Below are 15,035 nucleotides of genomic sequence, written 5' to 3'. Positions count from 1 at the left end.
AGTGACGGGGGGGGAATTTTGGAACTGTAAGAGCGATAGCGTCCGCCTAAAAGCTTTCCGTAGGAAAGCTCACTTCGTAAGCATAAGCTTTTCCGGATTTCATCCGCTATTAAGCGGTATAAATCAAGAAATCTGGAAACAACAGCGGCTGGAAGTCCAAACATTCACCGCAGTTGCGACTGACACTTAACACAAATGATTAAACCGCTCCAGCCACACTAGCAGAATAACCGCTCAATCCACCCATCTGCGGGCGGCCGACAGAATGATAAACGAGGCCGGTACCCTCGATTTGCTCCTTGGAATACACGTTGCGTCCATCGATCAGCACCCCATTGCGCATGCTTTTCGCCAGCTGATGCAGATCAATGTCCTTCAGTAGGCTCCAATCGGTCAAGAGGCATACGGCATCGCTGCCCTCAGCCGCCTCCTCTGGCAGATTGCACCAGCGAAGCTGCGGATGATCGTATTGCTGTCTGAAATTTGTAGCTGCGATTGGATCATATAGCTTGACTGTTGCCCCTTCAGCCACCAGTGCCTCAACAATCTCTCTGGCTGGAGCTTCGCGGACATCATCAGTATTAGGCTTAAAAGCAAGCCCCCAAATCCCAATCGTCGAACCGCGCAGGCTGCCAAGTGATTCATGCAGCTTGGAGATGATCATAAACCGTTGTCCCTTGTTCACTTCGACTACAGATTTCAATAATTTGAATTCGTAATCGACGTTGCCCGCAATTTGAATGAGCGCATTAGTGTCTTTCGGGAAACAGGAGCCTCCATAACCGATACCAGCCTGCAGAAAGGATGACCCGATTCTTTGGTCCATACCCATTCCTTGTGCTACCTCGGTTACATCAGCTCCCACTTTTTCACAAATATTGGCGATCTCGTTAATAAAGGAAATCTTCGTGGCCAAAAATGCATTTGAAGCATATTTGATCATTTCAGCACTGCGTATATCTGTTACAAATACATTTTCAGTGAAACCCTTATGAAGCTCGCGCATGGTTGGTTCCAGCTCTGGATTATCAAGACCAATGACAATTCTGTCGGGATGGAGGGTATCGCGAATCGCTGACCCTTCACGTAAAAACTCGGGAGCAGACACGATATCAAAAGAATGATGGGTAAACTTAGAGAGCATTTTGGAGATTTTCTCATTTGTCCCTACGGGAACTGTAGATTTAGTCATTATAATTTTGTGCCCTTCCATCGCTTTGGCGATTTCAGCGGCTGCACCCTCAATGTAGGTTAAGTCTGCTTCACCGTTAGGCAATGATGGCGTACCTACAGCAAGAATGATAATATCTGAACGGCGCACCGACTCTTGAAGATCTGCAGAAAAAGATAACCGTTCCTCACGAAGATTCAGTTCAATCAGTTCCTCGATTCCCGGCTCATAGATAGGCGATTCCATCTGTTTCAGCTTCTTAATCTTTTCCTCGTCCTTATCCACACAGATGACATGATGTCCGCCCAGTGCAAAGCACACGCCAGATACAAGACCCACATACCCAGTACCGATTACTGTCAGCTTCATACAATCATCCTCCTTTTAGAAAATTGACGTAGGCCTGCTCAACATACTGCTTGAACTTAACCATAAACGCCTGCTCATCGAATTTACGTGCATGCTCCATGATTTGATCGATATCCCAAGCGTAGGACTCTACCTCATAAATAGCCTTAAGTAGATCCTCCACTTCTTGATGCTGAAAGAACACACCATTTACATAAGGAATAATAGTATCTAGTGCCCCACCTGCTTGATAAGCAATTACCGGTCTTCCTGCAGCGTTCGCTTCCAGCGGTGTAATTCCAAAGTCCTCTTCTCCTGGAAAAATGAACGCTCTACACTGTGCCATCATTCCAGTCACTTGCTCATCTTCTAGCCGGCCCAGAAACGATACATTATCCTTAGCCATGCCTTCGAGACGCTTGCGATCTGGTCCATCCCCTACGATATAAAGCTTAAGTCCGTTACGGTTAAAAGCCTCTACTGCCAGATCAATCCGCTTGTAGGAAACAAGCCGGGAGACAATTAAATAATAGTCACCAATGGTTGAAGAGCTTGTAAACCGGGCTGTATTAATCGGTGGAAATATGACATCTGCATCCCGGTGATAATAATTCTGAATCCTCGTCTTCACTACTGATGAATTGGCTACGAACTGATTCACATTTTTGGAAGTTCGCTGGTCCCACGTTTTGAGCTGCTGCATGTATACCTTAAGCATTTTCTTGAACAACCCGGAATTCGACTGACGTTCCATGTAGGTGTCATAATCCCATGCGAAACGCATAGGCGTATGGCAGTAACAAAGATGAAACGTATGTTTAGGAACTTGAATACTTTTCATAAAAGCACTGCTGGAACTCAGGACGATATCGAAACCGCGAAAGTCCAAATCACGGATGGCCATTGGATAAAGTGGCAGCACCCCTTTAAAATTGGTCTTTACCCCCGGAATCTTTTGCAGCCAGGAGGCACGGATATCCGCATCTTTGAGATTGTCAGTAAGGCGGCTTCCGTTAAAAACAGTTGTGTAGATTGGAGCCTCGGGATACATGTGATGAAAGACTTCCACCACTCTTTCCGCGCCGCCCATTTGGATTAAGTAATCGTGCGCTATCGCAATTTTCATGTGAATCATCCTCAAAGTTTTATGGAGCATCATCTTCAGAATTACCGCGTCATATCATCTGTCAGGTGCCCGCCAACAAACCTTTATAGTAGTCAACGATGTCCTTGACCGTATTCTCGATAACAAAATGCTCTTTCACTCGTTTCATCCCATTGTCCGCCATCCGCCGTCTTTCCTCTGGGTGATCCAGCATCCATTTAATGGAGTCTGCCAGTATCGCCGCGTCACCAGGCTCTATCAGTAGTCCTGTCTCACCTTGAACTACAATTTCTACCGGCCCGCCTTCATTGGAGGCGATCACCGGTAATCCCGCTGCCATTCCTTCAACGATAACTTGGCCAAAAGGCTCAGGAGTTACCGAAGTGTGAATCAGTAAATCAGCAGTATTCATAAGGCCTTGAATATCATCCACATGCCCTAGCATGCTTACATTAGTAAGCTCGTCGTTTGTTATCTTTTGAAGCAATTCCTGCTTATAAGCCTCTTCTCCAAACAGAGCGTCTCCGGCCAGCCAGAACTTCACACGAGGTTCGTTCTTAAAGCTTTTTGCGGCTTCCAGCACAATATGCTGACCCTTCCAATGCGCCAATCGACCAACTAGCAATACGTTGAAATCCTTCTGGTCCCGCATGCCGATCCCATTACCAATCGCTTTAGCGAATGCGGAGTATACGACCAGCGTTTTTTTCGATCGCGGCAGCTCCAAAGCATTCAGTGTAGAATGTGAATTCGCGATGACTCCATTGGGGAGCAGGCGCGACAGCAAACGAATGCCTTTGGCAACGATAGGCTTTAAATAAGGGGCCCCAATATGATCCCGGATGTGCCAAATCAATGGAACGCCCGCTATTTTTGCAGCGATGGCTCCGTATAATGCAGATTTCAGGGAATTGGTGTGCACGCAATCTACCTTCTCCGCTTTTAAAAGCGGCGCAAGCTTGCGGCCATAAGCCAACAGCTTGAAGGCTGCAGCAGGTGCTCCCAAGTTGACTGCATTTCTACCACGACTTCTGATGCTCTCATCCAGCGGAATAATACGGACATCCATCCCTTTTTCACGTAGCCGTTCAGCCAGCGCACCATCCTCAGCCAGAATTACCAGTGGATCGATCTGTTCTCCAATATGGGTAAGGATGTTAAACAGGGCAACTTCTCCACCACTCCATTTAGCAGTGTGATCTATATAGGCCACTCTAAGCATTACGTGGTCACCTCCTCTCCTAAGGCTTGCAGGAACACGGATTCTACTTGATCCGTAACATGCTCCCAGGTATATCTCTCCAGTACATGCTCTCTACATTCATCCCGGCTCGGAAGCAGCTTTCGATTGCTGAGCATATGGATCATGCCTTCGGCCATGTGGTCGCTACTTGAACTCTTAAATAGCAACTCCGGCCGGAAGCCTTGCAAAATTTCCTTATTGCCGCCAATCGGTGTAGCCATCACTGGCAATCCTGAAGATAAAGCTTCAACGGTAATTAAACCAAAGCCCTCCAATGCCTGTGAGGGAACCACGAACATATCCGCTGCCTGATAATAAGAGGCTAGCTCATGATCGGGAATGTAGCCTAGCAGTCTTACCTTATTGCTTAAGCCATAGTCGGCGATCTTTTCTTCCAGTTCTCCCCGCAACGGCCCTTTACCACCAATCAGCAGAATTGCATTCGGGAAACGCTCCGCAACTTGCTTCCAGGCTTCAAGCAGCTGTAGTAGTCCCATCCGGTTGACCAACCGTCGGACAGTCAGCACGGTTGTTGCTCCCTCAGGTAAATTTAAGCTTCGGCGAATCGCCAATCGATTCGTAGCGGGGATAAAACGTTCCACATTAGCTGCTCCTGGAATCACTATAATTTTGTGTAGAGGCACTCCGTGCAGCTTATGGAGAATATCCCGGAACGTCTCACTAAGCACGATGAACTTATCCGCTAGTTTATAGGCTCTATGTTCAATGGATTTGGCGATGGTTGTTTTGACCCGGTGCTTAATGCCTTGACCTTCGATTTTCATTTCTTCATTCCATGGGCCATGAAAAGTCATCACTACAGGAATCCCGCGTTTCTTTGCTTCCAGTGCTGGACCAATACCATAAGGAGCAAAGTGAGTGTATAAAATATCTATACGGCCACTGCCCTCTCCCATCAGATCGGCCGCCTTACGCTGGAAAGCATCCTTACGTTTCCAGATCCCATCTTTTGGATCTCCGGCATTGTGAATAATCAATTCCTCAGGGGTAGCAGGCGTTTCTTGACTGCAAATCAGCGCATGCACCCGATTACGTGAGGAGAGTTGCTCGCAAACGGATTTGAAATACGTGTTAAGCCCACCCGGCTGTAGCGACGGCCAGCTAAGGCCTGTCGTCATAATGTTCAATCCGTCACTGTACGGCATAGCTTCTCTCTCCTTTATTCTCCTTCTCGGTCTGACTCGTCTTCGCATTGTGCTGAGTCAGCTTTCCCGATCTAATTAATTCGTAATGCTTGAAGCCGACCATGAATTCATACATGACCCAGAATACGGATACACCGAAACCTGACATTCCCTTCTTGAACAAACCGTGTAAGAAATACTTTTGCAGGAAACGGGCTGGTGGTCTTAACAGCAGATGACTGACCCGAAATCGTTTGCCCTTGGCATACGCACTTTCAGCTTCCAAGTCAGTATACTTATTGAAACGTGCCACATGATCGTTAATACTGCGGTAACCATAATGCCAGAGGGTTCCTGTCAAACGTATGGTTCGCTCTTCAGAGACCTCGGGCATCTCGTGCACCAAGCTGTTTCGAATTCCATACGCTTTGCGGTTGTAAAGGCGCACTAGATATTCGCCACGATCCAGCCATCTGCCCATAAAATCACCGATCCGGTAGATAGAATAGGCAACCGATTGATCCATAAGCCCCGGTTTCAGTTCAAGAATACTTGCGGCCAACTCGTCGCTGACCACTTCGTCAGTATCAATAAGGAAGACCCAATCATGAACCGCGCGTTCTACTCCGAACTCCCTCTGTTTCGCATATCCGGGCCATGGGTTGACGTATACACGACAATTCAAGCTTTCGGAAAGCTGAACTGTCCCGTCTTTGCTGCCTCCGTCAATCACAATCACCTCGTCGGCGAATAACCTGCAGGATTGTATGGCCTTAGATATTCGAACTTCGTCATCCTGAGCGATGATGACAGCCGATATTGGATAATTGTTTTGGCCGCCTACCACGCTTTTTACTGAATCCATGAAGGTTTCCTCCTTTGTCTTTCGCATTATCCATTCATATCCATCGGTTTCTTGCGAATGTAAGAATTCATCGTCGTCTTCATCCACTGGATGTCCTCCCGGGTAATGAGCAGCCGGGGTAGTTTAACTTTTAAGGTGTACTTTATATTGAGAACAATGAAGAAGAATCGCAGGATTGCTGATGACAGCATCGCTATCCCTGCTCCGAGTAAGCCAAATTTAGGAATGAGCAGGAACAACATTGGGATAACCAAAAGTAAGCCGAAACCTTGAAGCATCGAAACCACTTTTGGCTTGCCTAACGCCATAAAGGCCTGCGCCAGAATGATCGTCCCTCCGCTAATGGTCACTTCAAGGAGCAATAAGCGAAACACGGTTAATGCCGCATTGAAGTCTTTGCCGTACATCAACGGAATTACTAAAGGGGCTAAGAGCATCAGGAATACTCCGCCAAGCATGGTGAAGGTCGTACTTATTCGAAAGGCTTTGAATGTTAACTCAACTGCCTGTTCTTTGGACAGCTCAGAAGCCTTAGGAAACAAGACGATCGTAATCGAGCTTGAGAAAAAATTAACCATCCGCGATAGACTCACAGCCACTACATACAGCCCCAAATCAGCAGGTCTTAACAAACCGGCAATTACGATCTGATCGATATAGGTAGAGAAATTGCCAAGCAAGTCATTGCCGTAGGAACCCAGCCCGTAAGTGAACAATCTTTTTAAATTCTGATAGGCCCCTCTCATCTTCACCTTATAGGTGCGAAGCAAGGAAATCGTCATTCCGATAAACAGCGGCGCTCCAGGAAGAAGATAGGCAACTGCAGTTGTAAATGGATTCATCTGATCCAGCGCGATCAATATCCCGATCATCGTCAGTGTAAGCAACGGCACTAGATAGCGAATCCAATTAAACCTCTTGTATTCACCTCTGAATTGAAAAGCTGCATTGTTAATTTGGGAGATCACTATAATCGGACACAGAATCATAGACCACTGAGCAAAGGTCACGACCTCCGGACTGAAGGATTTCAGCCAATAAGGCAAGACCACGATACCTATAATCATCGCTATGACCCCAAAAATGGTACCGAGCAGCAATGCCATACGATAAAGCACTCCGGCATCCTCTGGGTTTTTCTTAGCGTTATAGATGAGAGCTGATGGAATCCCAAAGCTCATGCTAAAGGCCAGAAACTGTGACCAGTTAATCATTGCCGTCTGTTCCCCACGTCCTGTCGGTCCAAGATAACGGGCGGTTAGTACACCCGTTAACATGTTAATCAGTAGGATCATGACACTGACAAACATTGTCTTCACGGCTGCCGAGCTGTTGTCCTTACTCTTCGCGAACAATCTAAAAGATGACCAGATTGTTCTAGCGGGGAGAGATTTTGCATTCAACTGCTGCATACGGTGTTCCCTTCCTTCTACTTTGTGTGATCTCCCTTGCGCTGAGGCCAAGACCGATCAGCATCCAGATTAAGTATCCCTTGAGTCCGGGAAACCCATTATCTGATACCAAACTGACTATCGCACCGGTCCAAGTAGCAAGAGCAAGTCGGGCGTATGGCTGCAATTGGTCCCTGCTGATTACTCTAGCGAATATCTGTTTGACAACTGCGCCTAAAGCTCCGAAGAAGAAAACAGCACCCAGAATACCAAAGGTAAGCAGTAAGGCGATAACTCCGTTATCCATAATTCCGTACTCTCCAAGCTCGCCGTCATTACCAAGCTTAGTCCCTTGGCCTACACTACCAATTCCCTGACCTACTGGATTGGCGGCGACCATCGGCAGCATGTTTTGCCATAAGCTTAGCCGTTCATTATAAGAGTGATCTTCTTGAACAGAAGAAAGTGTCTCTACCCGAGCAACCAGTCCTTCGGCACCAGGCAATTTCGGCACAACCCAGAACAACGCAGCAGCCACAAAAACTAATTGGATCAAGGTTTTCCATTTTCCCTTAGAGGGAGAGGTTCCAATGTACATGAGCAACATCACCAGAAGAATCAGCCATGCCGCGCGTACTAAAGTAGTCAGCAGGCAGATTACAACCAGCAGCACGCCGATCCAGCGCAATGTTCCCCGCCATTTTTTCTCCAGTATCATCGGAACTAAAGCAAACGCTAAGAAGGTTGCAGCCGGTCCGGGCGAATTCAACGTAGAGAACACTCGAATTTCCAATGGATATGGATTTCCGATGGACATCATGTCCGCATGTTTCATCCAGAACACATCCCAAGGTGGCACCGTCAAATACTGAATAATCCCGTAAATGGCAACTATTACTGCAATATTGGCAAAAGCGGTAAGCAATCGATCGATATCCTTCGGCTTGAACTTCGTAACGGCAAAGTACGGTAATAACAGCAGTGGCACAATATAATTCGCTAAGTCATAAACTGAGCCCATGCCATTCTTAGCCAAACCGATTAAAGCACCATAACCCAGCGCAACTGCGAACATTAACATGATCCGCGTGGAGGCTTTTTGAATATTATGAATCTCCTTCAGCAGCGGAATGATCAAGGTTACACCGGTTAACAAGGGAGCTAAACTCAGCAAGGATACAGAGTGATACACTCCTTCTGACCAGTCAGCAATGCGGCGCAGCTCTGGAGCTACGGCCCAGATTAGCAAGGTATAAGCAACCAGCATTTTCGGTCTAAGTACGGCTAACAAGAAAGCTGGGAATAGGATGGCTGAGAGAATGGCTCCCTGCAGACTGTTCGATGAACTCAGCATCGCACTGGAGAAGCCGATGATCAGCGGAAGAGAGACACCTACAGCAGCAGTCCCCCCTATTAATCCAACTGTCTTGATGAACCTAAGTGATGGGGGCGTAAATACACTCATTCCAAGCCTCCTTCCTTCACCTTATCCCGCTTACGCAGTTCCTTAAGTAATAAAAGTAGAAATTGTGCATCGTCCACAAGATATCTTTTCCAGAGCCGGCCCGGCTCCTGGCTAAGCCGCCAGAACCATTCGAACCCTGTTTTTTGCATGAAGCTAGGTGCTCGTTTCACTGAGCCTGACAGAAAATCAAAGGTCGCTCCCACTCCGATCGATATCGGAGCTTGATAAGAGGTATAGTGGCGATAAATCCACTTTTCCTGCTTAGGCGCTCCTACACCAACAAACACGATATCTGGCTGGCACTCTGTCAGCATTTCTATAATGCGTTCATTCTCCTCCTCATTGTGCTCGAATCCATAGGATGGAGAATAACAGCCAACCACATTTATTCCGGGATGCGCTGTTTTTAGATTCATTGCTGCCCGTTCCGCCACGCCTTCAGCTGAGCCTAAGAAGAACAGCCGGTACTTCCTTTGCTCAAAGGCGTTGCCCAATCGATTAAATAGATCCGCGCCGGATACCTTCTGCTTAAGCGGCTTGCCTAGCATTTTGGATGCCCAGATCAGTGGCATTCCGTCAGCAACAACTGCGCCTGCCTTCGAATATACCGTTTGAAATTCTTTATCCTTACGAAGCTTGATCACATGATCTACATTGCAAGTGAGGATATAAGACTGATTCCTCTCCTGAATGGTTTTATCAATGTAATCAAGCAAATCCATGAAATCATAGTTATCAAAATTGACATCGAACATATTCACTTGATTCATCGTATCACTTCTTTTTGTGGGGAATCGGTTGGCTGTGAAGATCGATACAGGCAGTTCAGGTACCAACAGAACGGAATAATAAATTGGACCGTCGACAGCGTGTTATCGGAGAATGAGTAGATTAAAAACGCTGCAATAAATAACAGATAATAAGGTTTGATCGGTGAAGCCAATGCTCTGTACACCAGAATAAACACAGCCAATAAAGAGAACATCAACAGAATAGCGCCAATATATCCCCCATCGAAGTAAAAGCGGATATACTCGTTGTGCGGAACCACAAAACCTTTGTACAATGTTCCATCATTTGCTACCGTCACTGCACCAAGCCCTCTACCAGACCAAGGAGAGTCCGCAGCCTTGTTTAAGAAATACTCCCATGCCTCCGACCTTCCTGATAAATCAACAGCCGTATCTGTCTGTCTCTCAAAGGAACGTTTCTCAAAATTATCGAGCTGCCAAAAGACAGCGACTACAATTAGGAAAAATGCACCCAACAACGGAATTAGCAGATAGGTTCTGCCCTTCAAATATTGACGAAGAATATCATAGAAGTAATAGAGAACGGTAAGTCCAAGTGCCAATATAGGCCCTCTTGTTCCTGTTCCAATCAAGATAAAAAAATTTAGAATTAACATGATATAGAAAAAGCGTGCTTGCTGCGGATTCCGCTTCACCTCAATAAATGGAATCGCTACTCCCATAAAGGCCAGCATTGCTAGATGCGCAGGAATATTAGCCCCCTGAATCCGTACAGCGCCTGTATACTCGATGTTGAGAAAATTATGAACATGCGCAAGCTGCAGCAATAAACCAACCACTACACTAACAAGGGGAAGCATACAGATAATTTTGATTTGCAGCTCGGCTACATTCTTTTTCCAGTTGATTAATAAAAATACGAATGGAATGGATAGACCGATAAAAGCTTTAACTGCAATGGATGAGGTCATTTCCGGCAGCCAGATCGAAGATCCAAAGGTAATCACCAGCAGCGCTACCATTGCCCACAAGGGGTGACTCAGACGAAACCGCAAACCATTGACCAGAATACAAGGAACAAGCAGCATCACGATAACCAATTTATAAAGTGACAGTATCTCCATTCCGAACATGCTGCCATCATATAAAAAATTAATCGATATTGCCGTCGTAATTAGAACGAAATAACTGATCAGTTCAGGCCGTGAAATCGAGATTCCCAGCAAAATAATCAGAAGCACGGCAGCTATCGCAATCATCGGCTGGTAGATGACCGCCGTTCCAAAGAACAGGGCCGACATGAGATAGAGCATCCCGTATGGCAAAACATTTAATTTGGAGCCCCACTCAAAATTTGTCATGTTAATCCCTCACCCCGCTGCGGAATGCCTCTCCCGATTGAGAATCATATGAAGCGTTCCACGAATACTCTCCAGCCTGCATTTGTTCAAAAGCCTTCTTCCTTTACTTCTTGAGAGGATAGAATCAGCCAGGATATACACGAGCTTAGCGGCTGTCTTTCCCACTAGAATTAGCTTGCCTTTTAACCCTTCGCTTTTCATAGCGTTAGAAATACCTTGGCTATAATAGCGCCTCATAATCCAGTCTTCCGTCAAACGGGCCGCCGGAACGAAATGGTCAACTGCCATTTCCGGATGATAGAGGATGGAATGCCCTTCTTTTTGAATCTGTCCGAATAACCAGGTCTCTTCACCGGAGAGTAGAGAATCACCCTTTCTTCCGAGATCCAGGGGAAAAAGACTGATGTCGAATACGAGCTTCCGCATCGCCATATTGGCCCCACAAGGATGAAGTTGCTTGGGATATTCCTTAATCCGGCTACCTAAATCAACAATCGTATACGGAAGCTCAAAGGGTTTAATCAACCAGTCCGGACGTTTACTTTCGAATATCGGAGCGATTTTGCCTCCCATAGCCATGACCTCCGGTTTACTCTCGAAAGTACTGACAATCGTTGTTATCCAACGCTGGCAAGGTATCGCATCATCATCGAGAAAGGCAATCAGCGGCGATTTGGAAGCCAGAATTCCTGTATTTCTAGCCGCTGAAAGCCCCTGCATCGGCTCCATCATGTAGCGGATATCCACATCAGCTCCATGCTTTCCTATAAACTTTTTGACGCAAGCTTCAGTATCATCCTTGGAACAGTTATCCACAACAATGATCTCCGCCTGCTCTAAGTGATCCAGCTTTAAAAGTGACTGAAGCGTCTTGATCAATAAAGGTGCTCTGTTGTAGGTACAGATGATAATGGAAAGCTTAGGAACGTCTCCGTATTCACGCATCGGCATTCACCTAATTTCCACATTATTAATAAGCATCTTTTGAACCGAGTAACATCAGTCCGGTTTTAGCAATGATTTTTAGATCCAGCATGGTGCTCCGAATATGGATGTAGGTTAAGTCCAGCTGTACCATTTCGTCGAAGCCGACACTGTTTCGGGCATTTACTTGCCAATATCCGGTACAGCCTGGTGTAACCGTCAAACGCTGTTTGTCATATTCCGTATACTGAGCCACCTCTTCAGGCAGCGGAGGACGAGGACCGACCAGACTCATTTGACCTATCAGCACATTCCACAGCTGAGGCAGCTCATCGATGCTCGTCTTGCGCAGGAATCTCCCTATCTGTGTGATCCGCGGATCGTTCTTAATCTTGAACATGGCACCGCTCACTTCGTTATAGGCCATCAGGTTTTCTTTTAACTCCTCAGCGTTACTAACCATGGATCTGAACTTATACATCGGGAATTGCTTTTCATTCTTCCCAACCCGGTTTTGCCGAAAGAACACCTTTCCTTTCGGATCCTCCAGCTTGATCAGAATCGCCACGACAACAAATAATGGCATTAACACGAGAAGACCAAGAGCGGAAAAAAAGATATCGATCATCCGTTTCATTATCAAATAGGACTCCGCTTCTTTCCTTCTCTCATCGGTATGCAGCATGTAAAGTTTCGGCAGGACCGCCTCGTAGTCTTCCGGCAGTTTTTGCATGCTCATCCTCCTCATCTAAAATTTTGCGAACTCAACTTAACTACTCAAGCTGGTTTGTCCCATTTTATTCAGCCATTCCGCCATTGCATCCATCACCGGATAGCGCAAATCTTCGCTCTGCAGTGCAAATTCAAGTGTTGTCAAAATATATCCAAGTCGCTCGCCGACATCATATCTTGTTCCGTCAAAATTATAGGCATATACCCGTTCGCTCTGATTCAGCTTTTGAATGGCATCTGTCAACTGGATCTCTCCGCCAGCGCCTTCTTCCATCAAATCGAGATACTTAAAGATCTTCGGAGTAAACACATAACGACCCATGATTGCCAGATTGGAAGGCGCAGTACCTAGTGGCGGCTTCTCTACAAAATTGTTAACCCGATACAATTTACCGTCCTGCAAATCCGGTTCAATAATACCGTAGCGATTCGTGAATTCATCAGGAATCTCTTGAACTCCGATAACCGAGTTTTGTGTTTCTTCATATTGATCGATCAGCTGCTTAAGGCAAGGTACAGCTCCTGTGACGATATCATCGCCTAACATGACACCGAATGGCTCATCTCCGATAAACCGTCTAGCACACCATACGGCATGCCCCAGACCCTTCGGTTCTTTCTGGCGGATATAGTGAATTTCTACCTTGGCTGAACGCTGAACCTCTTTAAGCAGATCCAGCTTTCCATCTTCCAGAAGCCTAGACTCGAGCTCAAACGCATTGTCAAAATGATCCTCAATGGCTCTTTTACCTTTACCAGTAACAATGATGATATCTTCAATACCGGAAGCAATAGCCTCCTCAACAATGTATTGAATGGTTGGTTTATTGATAATCGGAAGCATTTCTTTAGGCATGGCTTTCGTTGCAGGAAGAAAGCGCGTACCTAGTCCTGCCGCGGGTATGATTACTTTTTTTACCTTTTTCATCGCACTTTACCTCCTAAAAGTTTTGTGAGCATTAGCTTCAATGATTTGACTTCGTACAAAACTCACTTCGAAAGCATAAACTTAAGTTTTGTGAGCATTAGCTTCAATGATTTGACTTCGAGCAAAACTTACTTCGAAAGCATAAACATTTACTTCGCCTGGTTCATGGCAATTCCGATTAGATTGGAGCCGGTTTGTTCAAGCAGCGTCTTAGCTTTGCGAATCGATTCCCGTTTGGACTTTCCGTATCTGGCCACCAGGATCACACCATCCGCTTGAGGTGCCAATATCCGAGCATCACTGAAGTCGACTGCCGAAGGAGAATCCAGCAGGATCAGATCGTAGTTTTCTTTTAGTTCCTCGAGCAAAGCGGTCATTTTAGGGTTACCTAGCAAATCCGGCGGACTAACATGCGTTTTACCCGCAGGGATGACCGAAAGATTGGCCAAATTTCCGAGGACAGCGATGTTATCCGCTTCCTCTTGCCCACTTAAATAAGCCGCAAGCCCGTCACTACCCTCTACTTCAAACACTGTATGAAGACCGGGATGTCGCAGATTGCAGTCCACCACCGCTACCTTCTTGCCATCCTGGACGAAAGACACCGCTAGATTTGACAAAATCGTCGTCTTGCCTGCTCCAGCTTCTGCTGACGTAAAGAGTAGCACTTTTCCTCCGCTACCCTGCGCTATTCCAAGCTGGCGTATATATGTGCGTAGCGATCGGAACGATTCCGAGATATGCGAGGATGGATTAACATCCGTAACCAGACTCTTATTTAGCCGCAACATAAGCACCCTCCTTCACTCTTGTGTTGCCGCCTGCTGCCTTACCCAAATCGCGTTTACGAATGGTTGCGATCGAAGCAATTACCGGAAGACCAAGGTCATATTCCGCTTCCTTTTCAGACCTTAATGTGCCGTTAAGAGTTTCCATCAGCAAAATAATTCCTAGGGCTGCCATAAGCGATACAACAAAGCTGATGATGAGATTCATCGCAAACCCGCCGTTCGAGGGCCCTGGAACATCAGTCGGATCGGCCGGTGTCAGCAAGGTCACATTGTCTACCCTCATCAGCGATGGCAATTCACGAATGAATGTCTGCGAAACCGCATTTACGATCCCGGCAGCTTTGGTGTAGTTTTCATCCTGAACATTGAGGTTGATCACCTGGCTCTTCTCTGAAGTTTTAATCTCAAGCTTCTGACTTAGTTCATCAGCCGTCAGACCAAACTCCGGGTGATTTTCTATTACGCTTTTCATGATGGTCGGTGATTTCATAATTTCCTTGTAACTCTCAATTAAATTCAGGCTAAAGCTCAAATCGTTAAGATTGTTGCTCTCGGGAGCCTTGGCAATATTGTTGACAAGCAGCTGTCCGGAAGCGGAATAGACGGGTTCAACGAAGTTTTTACTAACGTAGTAAGTCGTAGCACAGGAGATCAAAACGAACACCATGATGAGCCAAAACCTTTTTTTAATCAGGTTAATGTAATCCAGAATCGTCTTTTCCACAGTAACCCTCCTTCCGCTAAAATTACATTCTGAAAGCATTCATGAAAGTTTCAGTTGTTGCTTTAATTCTATCAATCCACACCATTCGCC

General features: G+C 46.2%; 14 protein-coding genes. All 14 read right to left on the bottom strand.

From position 1 onward, the window contains the following. Nucleotides 1–199: 199 nt before the first annotated feature. A complete protein-coding gene (locus MKX60_RS24085) occupies nucleotides 200–1,540 on the bottom strand; it encodes a UDP-glucose dehydrogenase family protein (RefSeq protein ID WP_341061224.1) in 1,341 nt (446 codons plus the stop codon). 4 nt (nucleotides 1,541–1,544) lie between these two features. Further along, nucleotides 1,545–2,645 carry a glycosyltransferase gene (locus tag MKX60_RS24080; RefSeq protein ID WP_036676592.1) on the bottom strand — a complete coding sequence of 367 codons (1,101 nt, stop codon included), beginning with the start codon at nucleotides 2,643–2,645 and terminating at the stop codon, nucleotides 1,545–1,547. A 61-nt stretch (nucleotides 2,646–2,706) separates the two neighbouring features. Continuing rightward, nucleotides 2,707–3,846 carry a glycosyltransferase family 4 protein gene (locus MKX60_RS24075; RefSeq protein WP_076283901.1) on the bottom strand — a complete coding sequence of 380 codons (1,140 nt, stop codon included), beginning with the start codon at nucleotides 3,844–3,846 and terminating at the stop codon, nucleotides 2,707–2,709. Then, nucleotides 3,846–5,033, bottom strand: coding sequence for a glycosyltransferase family 4 protein (locus tag MKX60_RS24070; RefSeq protein ID WP_042185181.1), 1,188 nt, complete (start codon nucleotides 5,031–5,033; stop codon nucleotides 3,846–3,848). Before MKX60_RS24070 ends, MKX60_RS24075 begins: the two co-directional genes overlap by 1 nt. Beyond that, nucleotides 5,020–5,877: a glycosyltransferase family 2 protein gene (locus tag MKX60_RS24065; protein ID WP_076283899.1), complete on the bottom strand. Its 858-nt coding sequence runs from the start codon at nucleotides 5,875–5,877 to the stop codon at nucleotides 5,020–5,022. The genes MKX60_RS24070 and MKX60_RS24065 overlap by 14 nt, the downstream gene beginning before the upstream one ends. A 26-nt stretch (nucleotides 5,878–5,903) precedes the next feature. Further along, nucleotides 5,904–7,289, bottom strand: a complete 1,386-nt coding sequence (locus tag MKX60_RS24060) for an oligosaccharide flippase family protein (protein ID WP_076129264.1) — start codon at nucleotides 7,287–7,289, stop codon at nucleotides 5,904–5,906. Then, nucleotides 7,255–8,733 carry an O-antigen ligase family protein gene (locus MKX60_RS24055; protein ID WP_076283898.1) on the bottom strand — a complete coding sequence of 493 codons (1,479 nt, stop codon included), beginning with the start codon at nucleotides 8,731–8,733 and terminating at the stop codon, nucleotides 7,255–7,257. The genes MKX60_RS24060 and MKX60_RS24055 overlap by 35 nt, the downstream gene beginning before the upstream one ends. Further along, nucleotides 8,730–9,503 (bottom strand): WecB/TagA/CpsF family glycosyltransferase, encoded by a 774-nt coding sequence (locus MKX60_RS24050; protein WP_042124436.1) that lies wholly within the window; start codon nucleotides 9,501–9,503, stop codon nucleotides 8,730–8,732. Before MKX60_RS24050 ends, MKX60_RS24055 begins: the two co-directional genes overlap by 4 nt. Further along, nucleotides 9,500–10,846, bottom strand: coding sequence for an O-antigen ligase family protein (locus tag MKX60_RS24045; protein WP_076283897.1), 1,347 nt, complete (start codon nucleotides 10,844–10,846; stop codon nucleotides 9,500–9,502). The genes MKX60_RS24050 and MKX60_RS24045 overlap by 4 nt, the downstream gene beginning before the upstream one ends. A 9-nt stretch (nucleotides 10,847–10,855) precedes the next feature. Beyond that, entirely contained in the window at nucleotides 10,856–11,791 is a 936-nt protein-coding gene (locus tag MKX60_RS24040; RefSeq protein ID WP_076283896.1) for a glycosyltransferase, read from the bottom strand. A 25-nt stretch (nucleotides 11,792–11,816) separates the two neighbouring features. After that, nucleotides 11,817–12,509: a sugar transferase gene (locus MKX60_RS24035; protein ID WP_042124430.1), complete on the bottom strand. Its 693-nt coding sequence runs from the start codon at nucleotides 12,507–12,509 to the stop codon at nucleotides 11,817–11,819. Between the two features lie 30 nt (nucleotides 12,510–12,539). Beyond that, nucleotides 12,540–13,430: a UTP--glucose-1-phosphate uridylyltransferase GalU gene (galU, locus tag MKX60_RS24030; RefSeq protein WP_042185171.1), complete on the bottom strand. Its 891-nt coding sequence runs from the start codon at nucleotides 13,428–13,430 to the stop codon at nucleotides 12,540–12,542. A 149-nt stretch (nucleotides 13,431–13,579) separates the two neighbouring features. Further along, entirely contained in the window at nucleotides 13,580–14,221 is a 642-nt protein-coding gene (locus MKX60_RS24025; RefSeq protein WP_042185169.1) for a CpsD/CapB family tyrosine-protein kinase, read from the bottom strand. Next, entirely contained in the window at nucleotides 14,205–14,945 is a 741-nt protein-coding gene (locus tag MKX60_RS24020) for a YveK family protein (protein ID WP_076283895.1), read from the bottom strand. Before MKX60_RS24020 ends, MKX60_RS24025 begins: the two co-directional genes overlap by 17 nt. Nucleotides 14,946–15,035 lie beyond the last annotated feature (90 nt).

It is taken from the genome of Paenibacillus sp. FSL R5-0914 (genome assembly GCF_038004525.1).
GTDB lineage: Bacteria > Bacillota > Bacilli > Paenibacillales > Paenibacillaceae > Paenibacillus_AQ.
Note: the sequence above shows the minus strand (reverse complement) of the source record. Positions and strands in the feature narration are given on the sequence as shown.